Source organism: Nitratireductor alexandrii (genome assembly GCF_004000215.1).
Lineage (GTDB): Bacteria > Pseudomonadota > Alphaproteobacteria > Rhizobiales > Rhizobiaceae > Mangrovimarina > Mangrovimarina alexandrii.
On the sequence record NZ_RBVY01000009.1, the window covers coordinates 161,591 to 175,172 of the forward strand.

The 13,582-nt window shown below is 66.0% G+C and carries 12 protein-coding genes; 5 read left to right on the top strand and 7 right to left on the bottom strand.

From position 1 onward, the window contains the following. Positions 1-13: 13 nt before the first annotated feature. Positions 14-934 carry an ABC transporter permease gene (locus EP380_RS19350; protein WP_106572556.1) on the bottom strand — a complete coding sequence of 307 codons (921 nt, stop codon included), beginning with the start codon at positions 932-934 and terminating at the stop codon, positions 14-16. Between the two features lie 39 nt (positions 935-973). Next, positions 974-2,185 carry a quaternary amine ABC transporter ATP-binding protein gene (locus EP380_RS19355; RefSeq protein ID WP_106572688.1) on the bottom strand — a complete coding sequence of 404 codons (1,212 nt, stop codon included), beginning with the start codon at positions 2,183-2,185 and terminating at the stop codon, positions 974-976. 304 nt (positions 2,186-2,489) lie between these two features. On the opposite strand from EP380_RS19355, the gene lepA reads away from it, so the two are divergent. The 3 genes from lepA (at position 2,490) to EP380_RS19370 (ending at position 5,744) form a co-directional block, all read left to right on the top strand. After that, positions 2,490-4,295, top strand: coding sequence for a translation elongation factor 4 (gene lepA / locus EP380_RS19360; RefSeq protein WP_127600146.1), 1,806 nt, complete (start codon positions 2,490-2,492; stop codon positions 4,293-4,295). 473 nt (positions 4,296-4,768) lie between these two features. Beyond that, the gene (locus tag EP380_RS19365) at positions 4,769-5,380 is read left to right on the top strand and encodes a hypothetical protein (protein ID WP_127600148.1); all 612 of its coding nucleotides are present in this window, start codon (positions 4,769-4,771) and stop codon (positions 5,378-5,380) included. Positions 5,381-5,534: 154 nt separating this feature from the next. Next, entirely contained in the window at positions 5,535-5,744 is a 210-nt protein-coding gene (locus tag EP380_RS19370) for a DUF1858 domain-containing protein (RefSeq protein WP_106572686.1), read from the top strand. 36 nt (positions 5,745-5,780) lie between these two features. Here the strand turns inward: EP380_RS19370 and EP380_RS19375 are convergent, their stop codons facing one another. Beyond that, positions 5,781-6,482 carry a Crp/Fnr family transcriptional regulator gene (locus EP380_RS19375; RefSeq protein WP_106572554.1) on the bottom strand — a complete coding sequence of 234 codons (702 nt, stop codon included), beginning with the start codon at positions 6,480-6,482 and terminating at the stop codon, positions 5,781-5,783. Between the two features lie 132 nt (positions 6,483-6,614). On the opposite strand from EP380_RS19375, the gene EP380_RS19380 reads away from it, so the two are divergent. Next, positions 6,615-7,064, top strand: a complete 450-nt coding sequence (locus EP380_RS19380; protein ID WP_127600150.1) for a pseudoazurin — start codon at positions 6,615-6,617, stop codon at positions 7,062-7,064. A 325-nt stretch (positions 7,065-7,389) separates the two neighbouring features. On the opposite strand, the gene EP380_RS19385 is transcribed toward EP380_RS19380, so the two are convergent. The 4 genes from EP380_RS19385 to nirK form a co-directional block, all read right to left on the bottom strand. Continuing rightward, positions 7,390-8,634, bottom strand: a complete 1,245-nt coding sequence (locus EP380_RS19385) for an NnrS family protein (RefSeq protein WP_127600152.1) — start codon at positions 8,632-8,634, stop codon at positions 7,390-7,392. Continuing rightward, complete coding sequence (locus EP380_RS19390; protein WP_127600154.1) at positions 8,631-9,038, bottom strand: hypothetical protein; 408 nt, start codon at positions 9,036-9,038, stop codon at positions 8,631-8,633. Before EP380_RS19390 ends, EP380_RS19385 begins: the two co-directional genes overlap by 4 nt. A 69-nt stretch (positions 9,039-9,107) precedes the next feature. Then, positions 9,108-9,983 carry an SUMF1/EgtB/PvdO family nonheme iron enzyme gene (locus EP380_RS19395; RefSeq protein ID WP_106572550.1) on the bottom strand — a complete coding sequence of 292 codons (876 nt, stop codon included), beginning with the start codon at positions 9,981-9,983 and terminating at the stop codon, positions 9,108-9,110. 73 nt (positions 9,984-10,056) lie between these two features. Continuing rightward, positions 10,057-11,166, bottom strand: a complete 1,110-nt coding sequence (gene nirK, locus EP380_RS19400) for a copper-containing nitrite reductase (protein ID WP_127600156.1) — start codon at positions 11,164-11,166, stop codon at positions 10,057-10,059. Positions 11,167-11,418: 252 nt separating this feature from the next. Here nirK and EP380_RS19405 point away from each other — a divergent pair, with 252 nt between their 5' ends. Next, positions 11,419-13,578 carry a malate synthase G gene (locus EP380_RS19405; RefSeq protein ID WP_127600158.1) on the top strand — a complete coding sequence of 720 codons (2,160 nt, stop codon included), beginning with the start codon at positions 11,419-11,421 and terminating at the stop codon, positions 13,576-13,578. The last annotated feature ends 4 nt before the right edge of the window (positions 13,579-13,582 follow it).

Consider the following 13,582-nt stretch of genomic DNA (forward strand, 5'->3'; position numbering starts at 1 on the left):
TTGCGACCGACCGTCAGGCTTCGCCCACGCGCTGGGAGCGCTTGGGCGAAAACAGGGCGGCGAGCGTGGCTCTGAGCGACGTCTTGCGCATGCGCGACGGCTCGCCGAGGGATTGCGTGATCCGGTCGAGAATGATGGCCAGCAGCACGATACCGACGCCACCGGCCGTCGCGTTGCCGACGTCGAGGCGGCCGAGCCCGGTGAACACCGTCAGGCCGAGCCCGCCGGCGCCGATCAGGGCTGCGATCACCACCATCGACAAGGCCAGCATCAAGGTCTGGTTGAGGCCGGCCATGACCGTCCTCAGCGCCAGCGGGAACTGCACGTCCCAGAGCATTTGCCAGCGCGTCGAGCCGAACGACTGTGCCGCCTCGACCAGATCGGAACGCACGTTGCGGATGCCGAGATTGGTCAGGCGCACGATCGGCGGCAGGGCGAAGATGATCGTGGCGATGATGCCGGGCACCATGCCGACGCCGAACAGCATGACGATCGGCACCAGATAGACGAAGGACGGGATCGTCTGCATGATGTCGAGGATCGGCCGCAACACCGCCTGGAAGCGGTTGCTGCTTGCCGCCATGATGCCGATCGGGATGCCGATCACGGTGCAGAAAAGCACCGCCGTGACCACCATCGACAAGGTCGTCATCGTTTCCGGCCACAGGCCGATCATGTCGATGAAGGCGAGCGCGATCAAAGTGAACAGCGCGACCCCGCGACCGGCGGTGCGCCATGCGATCAGCGCCAGCACCAGCGTGAAGACGATCATCGGCACGGCGTTGAGAAAGCCGTCGAGCCCGTTCAGGACCTGGGTGACCGGCCATTGCAGCGAGCGGAAGAAGGGCCGGAAATTGGGAACCAGCCAGTCGCGTACGAAGCTGTTGACCCAGTCGGCGAGCGGAATTGTAAGAATGTCGGAAGGGCTGAACATACGCGCCTCCTCGATTGGTCGGACGGAAGAAAAGGACGCTTAGGCGGCGGCCGGCGTGGCGAGCTTGCCGAACACGTCCTGCGGCGCCACGACCCCGGCAAGGTCGCCCTGGCGGTCGGTAATGGCGATCGGCAGGCCAGCTTCGGCGAGCGGATAAAGCTCGAACAGCGGCGTCGTGCGCCGGGCCTTCGGAAAATCGGCGACGATCGCCTCGCGCAGCGCACCGCCATTGTCGCGCACCGAGGCGGCCAGATCGCGATAGGCGACCACGCCCAGGATCGCCTTGCCGTCGAGCACGTAGAGCGCGTCGCGCCCCAGCGCCTCCATCCGCGCGAGCGCGGTCTCGGCCGTATCGCGTTCGACGTCCAGCGCTTCCGCCGGCGCTGCCACGGACCCCGCCGTGAAGACCCGCGACCGGTCGATGTCGGCGGTGAAGGCGGCGACATACTCGTCGGCCGGATTGTCGACGATCTGTTCGGCTGTCCCGACCTGCACAAAGCGGCCATCCTTCATGATCGCGATGCGGTCGCCGAGGATCATCGCCTCGTTGAGGTCGTGGGTGATGAAGATGATGGTTTTCTTCAGCGAACGCTGCAGCTCGAGCAGTTCTTCCTGCATGTCGCGGCGAATCAATGGGTCGAGCGCGGAGAAGGGTTCGTCCATCAGCAGGATTTCTGCCTCCGAAGCGAGGCCGCGGGCCAGGCCGACGCGCTGCTGCATGCCGCCCGAAAGCTCGTCGGGATAGCTGTCGGCATGGGCCTTGAGCCCAACCTGATCCAGCGCGGCTTCCGCCTTCTTGCGCCGCTGATCGGCGCCGACGCCCTTGACCTTGAGCCCGTAGGCGACATTGTCGGCGACCGTCATATGCGGAAACAGCGCGAAGTGCTGGAACACCATGGCGATCTTGGTACGGCGCACCTCGCGGAGCGTCTTGCCGGAGCAGTTCGCCACGTCGATGCCGTCGATCAGCATTTTTCCGGAAGTCGGCGCGATCAGCCCGTTGATCATGCGCACCAAGGTCGACTTGCCCGAGCCCGAAAGTCCCATCACCACGAAAATCTGGCCTTCGCCGACCTTGAAGCTGGCGTCCTGAACGCCAATCGTGTCGCCGGTCGCCTCGAAGATGGCGTCCTTGCTTTTGCCTTGTTTTAGAAGTTTCAAGGCTTCGTTCGGGCTTCCGCCAAAAACCTTGAAGATCGATTCGGCTTGGACCTTGATATTCGTCTCGTTGGGCAACAAACTTCTTTCCATCGGGCAATCCCGAAGCAGCATAGGACAAAACAAAACAGCCCCGTTCGCAATCGAATACTGATCACGATGAGGAAATAAACTCTCTGAGGCTTGTCGCGGTCAACCTAGTGCAGCTTGGCCGGCGCGACAACCCCCCACAGCGCGGGAATATATCGAAACTCTAATCCATGTGGAGACACAGATCCCCTCCTTCGATCCGGCCAGCATGGCCGATGCGCGCGCATCGACCATGGCGCGCACATTGTCGCCGGCGTGCCATATTCCGGCTTTGCCTTTGCGCTTCCCCCTGATAAATGCCCGCTGCATGAGAACGCCCTTGTCCCACATCCGCAATTTTTCGATCGTCGCGCATATCGACCACGGCAAGTCGACGCTCGCCGACCGGCTAATCCAGTCGACCGGCTCGCTCGAGCAGCGCGAGATGAAGGATCAGGTGCTCGACGCCATGGACATCGAGCGCGAGCGCGGCATCACGATCAAGGCCAACACGGTCCGGCTCGAATACGACGCCGCCGACGGCGAGCATTACGTTTTGAACCTGATCGACACGCCCGGCCACGTCGATTTCGCCTACGAGGTTTCGCGCTCGCTCGCCGCCTGCGAGGGCTCACTGCTGGTCGTCGACGCCTCCCAGGGCGTGGAGGCGCAGACGCTGGCCAATGTCTACCAGGCGATCGACAACGACCACGAGATCGTCGTGGTGCTCAACAAGGTCGACCTGCCGGCCGCCGAACCCGAGCGCATCAAGGCCCAGATCGAGGAGGTGATCGGCCTCGACGCCTCCGACGCGCTGGAAATCTCGGCCAAGACCGGTCTCGGCATCGCCGAGGTGCTGGAGGCGATCGTCAAGCGCCTGCCGGCTCCGAAGGAGGGCGACGCGGCCGCACCCTTGAAGGCGATGCTGGTCGACAGCTGGTACGACGCCTATCTCGGCGTCATCGTCCTGGTGCGCGTCATCGACGGCGTGCTGAAGAAGGGCCAGCAGATCCGCATGATCGGCACCGACGCCAAATATCTGGTCGACCGCGTCGGCGTCATCACGCCCAAGCGCGTCATGGTCGACAGTCTCGGCCCCGGCGAGCTCGGCTTCATCACCGCCTCGATCAAGGAAGTGGCCGACACCCGCGTCGGCGACACCATCACCGAGGAAAAGCGCCCGACGGCCAAGCCTTTGCCCGGCTTCAAACCCGCTCAGCCGGTGGTGTTTTGCGGCCTGTTCCCGGTCGACGCCGCCGATTTCGAGGATCTGCGCGCCGCCATGGGCAAGCTGCGCCTCAACGACGCCTCGTTCTCCTTCGAGATGGAGACCTCGGCCGCGCTCGGTTTCGGTTTCCGCTGCGGCTTTCTCGGCCTTTTGCATCTGGAGATCGTCCAGGAGCGGCTCGAGCGCGAATTCGACCTCGACCTGATCGCCACCGCGCCCTCGGTCGTCTACCGGCTACACCTGACCGGCGGCGAGGTGCGCGAACTGCACAATCCCGCCGACATGCCCGACGTGGTCAGGATCGACCATATCGAGGAGCCGTGGATCCGGGCCACCATCCTCACGCCGGACGACTATCTCGGCGCGATCCTGAAACTGTGCCAGGAGCGGCGCGGCATCCAGGTCGATCTCGCCTATGTCGGTTCGCGCGCCATGCTGACCTACGACTTGCCCTTGAACGAGGTGGTGTTCGATTTCTACGACCGGTTGAAATCGATCTCCAAGGGTTATGCCTCGTTCGACTACCAACTGACCGATTATCGCGAGGGCGACCTGGTCAAGATGCAGATCCTCGTCAATGACGAGCCGGTCGACGCGCTCTCGATGCTGGTCCACCGCCAGGCGGCCGAAAAGCGCGGCCGCGCCATGTGCGAAAAGCTCAAGGAGCTGATCCCAAAGCACATGTTCAAGATCCCGATCCAGGCCGCGATCGGCGGCAAGGTGATCGCCCGCGAGACCATTTCGGCGCTGAGGAAGGACGTCACCGCCAAATGTTACGGCGGCGACGTGACGCGCAAGCGCAAGCTGCTGGAAAAGCAGAAAGAGGGCAAGAAGCGCATGCGCCAGTTCGGCAAGGTCGAAATCCCCCAGGCGGCGTTCATCGAAGCGCTGAAGATGGGGGATTGAGCGGTCGGGCCGCAGGCCCGGCGCGACGATCCAGTGATCGTCACGAGCGAAAATCCGGGAGGGAGTCGCCGCAGGCATTGGATCCCGCCCCGGGACGCCAGGTGCTGCCACACGAGCGGCAGGCCGTCGTTCCTGCGATAGGCGACGGGCCTTAAAGGGCCGGAATTGCCCGAGGCTCTATAGAACGATCCAGCGATCCATCCTGGCCGGTGCCGCGATCGAAGGCCTGCGTCCCAACGGCAGAAACACGAGCGCCGGCATCTTTACCAGGTCATCGCGAACTGTAGCCTCTCCGTGCCCGCCTATGCCGCCGCCGGTCGGTCAAGGTCGCACGCCCGACCTGCCGCAATCAGCCAATGCCGATCGTGAACGCTGGCTAAACGACGCTTCAGCCGGGGTTCAGTCGAGCGCCGCCATTCTGTCCGACGGGAACCACAGCGTGGTCCCACCCGGAGGAGAACGGAGGAAAAATCATGACCCGCCTGCTTTTGAGAACGAGTGCCGCGACCCTGCTGGCCGTGCTCGCCGTCGGCAGCGCCCAGGCCGGCGCCCGCATCGACAAGATCGGCATCGCGCGCGAGGGCATCGATCTGGCGGCGGCGCATGTTCGCGCGACCCAGGACGGTTATGCCGGCTTCGCGAACAACAGCCATCGTTTCACCGTGCGCCTTTTCGCCAAGGGCAAGGGCAACAACAACATTCACCGCGTCGGTATCGGCAACCGCAACGGCATGGACCTGATCGAGGTTACCGCCGGCCGCTGGCACTACAAACAGCGCACGCCCGACGACGGCTGGGGCGTCTACAAGACCAGCCGCAGCTTCACCGCCGACATGAGGCAGGTCGACTGGGTGGTCACCCCCGGCAAACTGTGCCGCGACAATCTCGACCAGCGCGTGCGCGCCGGCATGGCGCGGTCCCAGGTGCTGAGTCGGGAATGGACGCTGTCGGCCAAGGCGGTGTTGCGGTTTTACGCCGCCGCGTCCTCGCCGTCGAAGATCCGCAACGGCCGCGTCGCCGGCAATTCCGAACAGCGCATGGCGACCCTGTTCTACCCGGTCAAGGTCGTCTGCCGGGCGCGCTGAGCGCGGCAGGCGCCCATGGCCGGCGCCTTTCGGCGCGCTGTTTGCGTCAGCGCAACGAGGCTTGCCGCGCGTCGTGCTCTGCTGCCTCATGGGAAGCCGTTCGCTGCGCCAGAGGCCGCGCGGCGGCGGCTTCGGCAGCAAACGGACGCGTAGAATGGCAAGACACCCGCAAATCGATCCCGACATGAGCGTCGACGAGATCATGCGCCGCTGGCCGTCGACGATCGCCGTGATGATCCGCCACGGCATGCTGTGCGTGGGCTGCCCGATCGGCGGCTTCCACACCGTCACCGACGCCTGCCGCGAGCACGATGTCGAGGAAGACCGGTTCGTGCGCGAGCTGGAGGCCGTGATGGGCGCCTGAGGCGCGGCACCGATCACGTGAGGCGCGCCTTCGATCTCAGTCCCGGCGCCGGTGTTCGGCCACCAGCATCAGCCCGTGCGCGTCGGTCACCACCACTTTCTGGCGCCCGCTGCGCACCAGGCCGCGCTGTTCCCAGGCACTCAAAAGACGGCTCACCGTATGCAGCGTGGTGCCGGTCATCTCGGCGATGTCCTGGCGGGTGATCGGAAAGTCGATCTCGATCCCGTCCGCCGTTTTGCGCCCGGCCTGCTTGACCAGCCGCAGAAGGGCGTGGGCGATGCGCTGCTCGACCTGTTCGGTCGACATCTCCATCACCTGCGCCTGGGTTTCCTGCAGCCGCGCGCCGATGGTCTGGTAGGCGTTGGCACCGAAGGCGGGAAACAGCGTCTGCAGTTCGGCCCATTCGCGGTTTGGCCACGCCAGCGCCACGCAGTCGACCGCGGCAACCGCGCTGGCGGGAAAGCTAGTGCGGCCCATGGCGACCGCGATGCCGAACAGTTCGCCCTCGTTGATGTAGCGCGCGATCACCTGATGGCCTTCCGGCGAGGTGCGCACCACGCGAATATGGCCCGACAGCAGGAGATAGAAGTTTTCCGCCGTCTCGCCTTGAGAAAAGATCTCGCTGCCCTTGGGGTGGCGGGCCGAGCGGGCATGCACAAGCACGCGGTCGAGCGCCTGCTCCGAAAGCCCGCGAAAGGTCTCAAGCCCCGCAATCAGCGTCCTGTCGAGTCCCGTCATGCCGACCTCATCTGTCCCGCGGCTTTTCTAGCGCGTGTTTGTCAAAGCGCAAACTCGCCTTCCGCCGCATGGCGTATCTGCTTGGCAACGGCCGCGACAGGCCGTCCACCTCCCAGGAAGAAAGGAAAGACGATGAAAAAGCGGATTGCGATCATGGCCCTGGGCGCCGTCATGGCCATGGCCGGCGCGGCCGGCGCGGCCGAATTCGAGGTCAAGATGCTCAACAAGGGTGAAAAGGGCGCCATGGTGTTCGAGCCCGATTTCGTGCGTGCCGCGCCCGGCGACACGGTGCGCTTCGTGCCGACCGACAAGGGCCACAACGCCGAATCGGTCAAGGGCATGCTCCCCGAGGGGGCCGAGGCGTTCAAGGGCAAGTTCAACGAGGAAATCGTGATCACGCTCGATAAGGAAGGCGTCTACGGCATCAAATGCGCGCCACACTACGCGATGGGCATGGTCGCGCTGATCGAGGTCGGCGAGCCGGGCAATCTCGACGAGGCCGAGGCGGTCAAGCATCCCGGCAAGGCCAAGACCGTGTTCGCCGAGCTGTTCGGCCTCACCGTCGCGGCCAAACAGGACTGATCCGGAAAAGCGCCTGTCGTCCCGGCGATAAGGCGGCGCGGCACGCGGGGCCCGCGTGCCGCGCCTTTTTGCGTTGACGATCCGCACGCCGCAGGTGAGCGGAAGCGCAACCGTCTTGTTGGAGATAAGCGGACGCACATCCACCCGTGCCATGCTGGAAGGAGAAATCTGTCCGGGACCTCCGGTCGTTTGCGGTCGCGGCGCAATGGATCCCGGATCAGATCCGGGATGAGGCTGCGAGGGGCGGTTGGCGGTTATCAAGGGGCAGACCATCGCCGCGCCGTTGCGGACGTCGGCATCGCCATGCGCCCCGGCCGAAAAGGCGTCAGCCCTTGCGGGGTTTACACAGGATCGGCCCGTAGCGCAGCGCAAAAAGGAGGAAGGCCAGGCTCCAGAGCGTGCCGCCGGCCGTCAGCAGGGTGAGGTAGTGGGTATCGGAGAACGGGGCGGCGACGCGCAGCAGCGCCCCGGCGCTGACGGCGGCGTAGATCGCCAGCGTCCAGCCGTCGGCCTCGATCGCGCGTCCGGTATGGCCGAGGCTGGCGCGTGTCATCACGGCGAGCGTCATCGTGCCGACCGCGCCGGCCGTCAGCGCGTGGACCGCCGCGCTCGCCGGCAGGCCTGGGGCAAGGATCGCCGCGCCGAGGAGAAACACCGCCGCCGCCAGCCAGCCATAACCCAGATGAAGCACCAGCACGATCGGCTCGCGTATGGCGAGATCGCCGCGCCAGCGCGCCAGCCGCACGGCAAGCAGCGTGCCGGCGAGAACCAGCAGGCCGCCGCTCGCCAAAAGATCGGGCACGGCGACCCAGGCCGCGACGGCCGCAACGGTCGCCGCCAGCGCGGCCTTGTCGACGATCCCGAAAGAGGCCGGCAGCCGCCCGTCGCCGTTCCTGGCCAGCCAGTTGCGGGTGAAGCTCGGCACGATCCGCCCGCCGATCAGGGCGATCAGCACGGTCGCGACGCCGAGCGCGAGCCGCATGCCGGGGGCTGCGGCCGAAATCGCGAAGGCGCCGCTGTGATGCAGCCCGTTGGCAAGCGCGAACAGGGTCAGCATCGCCGCCACCGGCGCGTTGCGCCAGTTCCGGCCCGCCACCACCTCGCGCCAGACAGCCGCTGCCAGCACGAGAGGAAAGGCGAGATCGGCGGCCATCGCAAGCAGCGGATCGCCGACGGTCAGGTTGGCGGCGCGTCCCAGAAACCACAACCCGACCAGGCCGGCGAGCGGGCCTCCGCTCAGCGGCAGCCGTCCCGTCCAGTTGGGCACCGCCGTCAGCACGAAGCCGGCGATCACCGCGCCCAGATAGCCGAACAGCATCTCGTGCACGTGCCAGTCGAGCGCGGCGAACGGGCCGGCGGGCGTCCATCCCGTGCGGAACATCAAAAGCCAGGCCGGAATGGCCAGCCCGGCATGCAAGGCGGCCAGCAGGAAGAACGGTCGAAAACCATAATGCAGGATCGGCAGTGTCGAGGGAACGCGGCCGCGTCCGTCGCGACCATCATCGCCCGCCCCGCGCCGGCGCCGCAGCACCGAGCGGTCGGTGGGCCCATGCTGTTCCAAAACCGTCATTGCGTCAGTCCCGGCCTCGCACGTGGCCGGCGCCGCGCGCACAGGCGCGCCGCCGCCGCGCCATGGGCGGCGAAATCGCCGATATCGTCGAACAGATCCGCGATCTCGGAAAAGGCGGACCGGTCCGGCTCGTCCGGCTGCAGGGAATCGAGCTCGTCGAGCAGGGTCGTCACCAGCACGATCGCGTCGCGCATCTTGCGTGCGTCGGTCAGTGCCCCGGCGCGGGTGGCCAGGTCGTCTTCGGCGCCGATGCGCTCCAAAATGGCGTCGGCGCGGGCGCGGCAGCGGCAGTCGAGCTCGGCTTCCCGGAGCCCTTGCCGCAGGCGTTCGACGGCGGAACGTTCGCCCGCCAGCGCCTCTGGCGCGACGGGCGGTGTTTGCATCGGGCGTTTCGGCGTGACCATGGCAGCCTCCTTAGGGGGTGGCCGGACGGCGGGCCCGCCGCCGCGGCGTTGCGCTGCGCCGGCGGTTCGTCAACGCGCCAGCGCCTTCAGGCGGGCGAACCAGCCCGGCGCGTCGTCGCGCACCAGCCGGAAGCCCAGATTGTCGGGCGGCGCGCCGACGGCGCAGCCGCCGCTTTTGCCGTCCCGCACGAAGTCGGACATGTAGGTCCGGTGCCGGCCCTCGGCGACATGAACGCCGCAATTCTCGGTCGTGCGCGCGTTCGTTTCAAGCTCGGAGTCGAGCCGCACGCGGCTGTAACATGTCGACGTCCATTCCCAGACATTGCCGGCCATGTCCCGTACGCCGTGCGTGTTGGGGCCGTAATGGCCTAGCGGCTTGGGTTGCGGGTCGGGTTCGCGCCGCGCTGCGGCTTCTTCCTCGTAGCGGCGAATCCAGGCCACTGCGGGATTTTTTGGATCGTCGGCGACCGCGAACGGATCGCCGGCGAACCGCTCGCCGGCCGCGAACGCCCATTCGGCCGCGCTCGGTAGACGCCAGGTCTCACCGGTGGTCCGGGAATACCAAACGGCATAGGCCTCAGCGTCGAGATAGCTGACCCCCGTCACCGGAATGTCGGCCGCCCGCGCAGAATTTGTACCGTCGGCGGGACGGCACGCGCCCGCCGTCACGCATTCACCGTAGGCGGCGCGGCTGACCTGGTCGGCCATGATGTGCAAGGGGCGGTCGAAACGCACGCTGCGGCTGGGCGCGGCGGCTGGCCGGCCATCTGCGAGGAACTCGCCGGGCAGGGGAAATTCGATCGTGCCGGGAGCGATCGCCACCGTTTCCACGGCGCCAGGCACCGGTCCGGGCGTCGATCCGGCCCAGTCGACCAGACCGATCGCTACCGGCAGGGCCACGGCGGCGACGGCTCCGATAACGGCTTCGGCGACATGATGCGGCATGGTTTCTTCTCCCGAAAGCCATGGCCCGGCGCCTGTGCCGGGCCATGGCGACGCATCCTTGCGTGGCGGCGGGTCAGTTGGTCGGGATCGGACCCGGAGCCTCGACCTGCTTCATCAGATCGTCGTTCCACTCGCCGTCGACCACGAAATGGGCGGTGGCGCCGAGCTCGACGGCTTCGATCAGATTGTGGTTCACATAGGCATAGACGCCCGGCTGCAGGAAGGTGTAGAGCGCAGCACCCGCCGATCCGCCGCGGATGAACCAGGTTTCCAGGTTCTTGGCCGGAGGATTGTCGAACTTGCCCTCTTCCCAAACGTAGTCGCCATGGCCGCCGATCAGGTGTGGCCTTGTGTCCCGGTTGGCCTGGGAGTGAACGATCATGACGGTCTCGCCGACCTTCGCGCGCATGGCGTTGTCGCCGGTGAGCGCGCCCTTGGCGCCGTTGAAGACCACATGGGTGGGCACCAGCCCGCGCATGACCTCGACCGTGTCGGCGTAGGATTCGCCGGGGCTATCGTAGCTCTTGTAGGCTCCGGTTTCGTCGCGCGGCACGTAGAAGTCGTTTTCGCCGACATAGTAGATCCGGTCATAGGCGATGCGCTCGCCCTTTTCGTTCTTCAGCCCGTCGCGCGGCAGCACCATGATCGTGCCGCTCATGCCGGACACCACATGCCAGGGGATCATCGCGCCTTCGGGCGCGCAATGATAGACGAAGGTGCCGGAACGGGTGGCCTTGAAGCGCAGCTTGACCTGCTCGCCGGGCATGATCAGCGTCAGCGCTCCGCCGCCCAGCGCGCCCGTGGCGGCGTGGAAATCGATATTGTGCGGCAGCGAATTGCTGGCTGCGTTGATCAGCGTGAGTTCGACATAGTCGCCCTCATGCACCACCATCATCGGTCCGGGGATGGAGCCATTGAAGGTCATGCCGGGAAAGGTCGTGCCCTCGTCGTCGATAACGACCGGCTTTTCCTCGATCGGCAGCACGAACTCGACCACTTTCGGTCCGCTTGTGGCGACCTGTTCATGGGCATGCACGAACGGCGGCGCGACCAGCGTCACCTTCTCGCGCGGCAGGGTGGCGATGTCGGCTTCGCCTGTGCTGGCGACTGCCGTCATCGGGGGCATGGCGGTCAGCGCCGCCGTGGCGGCTGCGCCCATCAGTGCCTGGCGTCGCGTGAACATGTCTTTATCTCCTTCAGGTCCTTCGGTGTCGATGGCCGAACCCTAGCGGCGCCGGTGCGCGCGCTCTTTGTTCCCGCACAAACAAGTGCGAGAAAGGCGCATTCGCGTCGGAAACACCGATGCGGGAAGAGTGTTTTTCCATTTTGGAAAAAGTCTTTGATACCTATGACGAATTGACGCCTTCCGGCCCGGGGTGTTGAACGCGTTGACTTCGCGCCACGCATCGCGCGGGGACCGCAACGGAGAAGGCTGATGAGCGAGCGCATCGAAATCGAGGGATTGAGGATTGACCGGCTGCTGCACGACTTCTTAGCCCGCGAGGCCTTGCCCGGCACCGGCGTCGAAGCCGGCCAGTTCTGGTCGGCGCTGTCCAAGATCGTTCACGAGCTGTCGCCGAAGAACCGGGCGCTTCTGGACAAGCGCGCGCGCCTGCAGGCCGAGATCGACGCCTGGCACCGCGAGAATGGCGCGCCGTCCGATCTCGGTGCCTACAAGGCCTTTCTCGAGGAGATCGGCTATCTGCTGCCAGAAGGTGGTGATTTTGCCGTCACCACGGCCAATGTCGATGCCGAGATCGCGACCGTCGCCGGCCCGCAGCTCGTCGTGCCGGTCACCAATGCGCGCTACGCGCTCAACGCCGCCAATGCGCGCTGGGGCTCGCTTTACGATGCGCTATACGGCACCGACGCGATCCCCGAGACCGACGGAGCGGAAAAGGGCGAAGGGTACAACCCCGTCCGCGGCGCCAGGGTCGTGGCCTGGGCGCGCGGCTTTCTCGACGACAGCGTGCCGCTTGCCGGCGCGCGCTGGGCCGATATTGACGGTCTGAGCATCGAGGCCGGCACGCTGAAGGCGGGCGGTGCGGGGCTCGCCGATCCGGCCCAGTTCGCGGGCTATCGCGGCGATCCGGCGGCCCCCTCGACCGTGTTGCTGCGCAAGAACGGCCTGCATGTCGAGATTTCGGTCGATCGCTACCATCCGATCGGCAAGGACGATCCGGCCGGCATTTGCGACGTTGTGCTGGAATCGGCCGTCACAACCATCATGGATTGCGAGGATTCCGTTGCCACCGTCGACGCCGAGGACAAGGTTTTGGCCTATCGCAACTGGCTCGGCCTGATGAAGGGAGACCTCGCCGAGGAGGTGACCAAGGGCAAGACCTTCGTGCGCCGCCTGAAGGGCGACCGCGACTATACCGCGCCCGACGGCTCCGTCGTCTCACTTCCCGGACGGGCGCTGATGCTGGTCAGGAATGTCGGCCATCTGATGACCAATCCCGCGATCCTCGACCGCGACGGGGCCGAGGTTCCCGAGGGCATCATGGATGCCATGATCACGGGCATGATCGCGCTGCACGATGTCGGAAAGAATGGCCGCCGGGCCAACTCGCGCGCCGGGTCGGTCTACATCGTCAAGCCGAAAATGCACGGCCCCGAGGAGGTCGCGTTCGCCGTCGAGCTGTTCACCTGCGTCGAGGAGGCCCTCGGCATGGCGAAAAACACGCTGAAGATGGGCATCATGGACGAGGAGCGCCGGACCACGGTCAACCTCAAGGAGGCGATCCGCGCCGCCTCCGAACGGGTCGTGTTCATCAATACCGGCTTCCTCGACCGCACCGGGGACGAGATCCACACCTCGATGGAGGCCGGCCCGATGATCCGCAAGGGCGACATGAAACAGGCCGCCTGGATTTCGGCCTACGAGGCCTGGAATGTCGATATCGGGCTTGCATGCGGCCTGGCCGGCCATGCCCAGATCGGCAAGGGCATGTGGGCCATGCCCGACCGTATGGCCGAAATGCTGGAACAGAAGATCGGCCACCCGAAGGCCGGAGCCAACACCGCCTGGGTGCCCTCGCCGACTGCCGCCACCCTGCACGCCACCCACTATCACAAGGTCGACGTCGCCGCGGTGCAGCGGGACCTGAAGAACCGTCCGCGCGCCAAGATCGACGACATCCTGTCGGTTCCGGTCGCGACGCGGCCGAACTGGTCCGATGCGGACAAGCGCCAGGAACTGCGCAACAACGCCCAGGGCATTCTGGGTTACGTGGTGCGTTGGATCGATCAGGGCGTCGGCTGTTCCAAGGTGCCCGACATCAACGATGTCGGCTTGATGGAGGATCGCGCCACGCTGCGCATCTCGTCCCAGCACATGGCCAACTGGCTGCATCACGGCGTGGTCGGCGAGGACGAGGTGATGGCGGTGATGAAGGAGATGGCCGCGATCGTCGACCGCCAGAACGCGGACGATCCGCTCTACAGGCCGATGGCGCCGGATTTCGACAGCTCGATCGCGTTCCAGGCCGCCTGCGATCTCGTCTTCAAGGGGCGCGAGCAGCCCAGCGGCTACACCGAACCGGTGCTCCATCGGCGCCGGCTTGAGCTCAAGGCGCGCGAAGCCGCCGGCTGAGGCG

Bases quoted from the DNA above. Each gene is read 5' to 3' on its own strand.
- lepA (WP_127600146.1), top strand. From the start codon at position 2,490: ATGAGAACGCCCTTGTCCCACATCCGCAATTTTTCGATCGTCGCGCAT.
- EP380_RS19395 (WP_106572550.1), bottom strand. From the start codon at position 9,983: ATGCCGCATCATGTCGCCGAAGCCGTTATCGGAGCCGTCGCCGCCGTG.
- EP380_RS19365 (WP_127600148.1), top strand. From the start codon at position 4,769: ATGACCCGCCTGCTTTTGAGAACGAGTGCCGCGACCCTGCTGGCCGTG.
- EP380_RS19390 (WP_127600154.1), bottom strand. From the start codon at position 9,038: ATGGTCACGCCGAAACGCCCGATGCAAACACCGCCCGTCGCGCCAGAG.
- EP380_RS19385 (WP_127600152.1), bottom strand. From the start codon at position 8,634: ATGACGGTTTTGGAACAGCATGGGCCCACCGACCGCTCGGTGCTGCGG.
- nirK (WP_127600156.1), bottom strand. From the start codon at position 11,166: ATGTTCACGCGACGCCAGGCACTGATGGGCGCAGCCGCCACGGCGGCG.
- EP380_RS19350 (WP_106572556.1), bottom strand. From the start codon at position 934: ATGTTCAGCCCTTCCGACATTCTTACAATTCCGCTCGCCGACTGGGTC.
- EP380_RS19375 (WP_106572554.1), bottom strand. From the start codon at position 6,482: ATGACGGGACTCGACAGGACGCTGATTGCGGGGCTTGAGACCTTTCGC.
- EP380_RS19370 (WP_106572686.1), top strand. From the start codon at position 5,535: ATGGCAAGACACCCGCAAATCGATCCCGACATGAGCGTCGACGAGATC.
- EP380_RS19405 (WP_127600158.1), top strand. From the start codon at position 11,419: ATGAGCGAGCGCATCGAAATCGAGGGATTGAGGATTGACCGGCTGCTG.
- EP380_RS19380 (WP_127600150.1), top strand. From the start codon at position 6,615: ATGAAAAAGCGGATTGCGATCATGGCCCTGGGCGCCGTCATGGCCATG.
- EP380_RS19355 (WP_106572688.1), bottom strand. From the start codon at position 2,185: ATGGAAAGAAGTTTGTTGCCCAACGAGACGAATATCAAGGTCCAAGCC.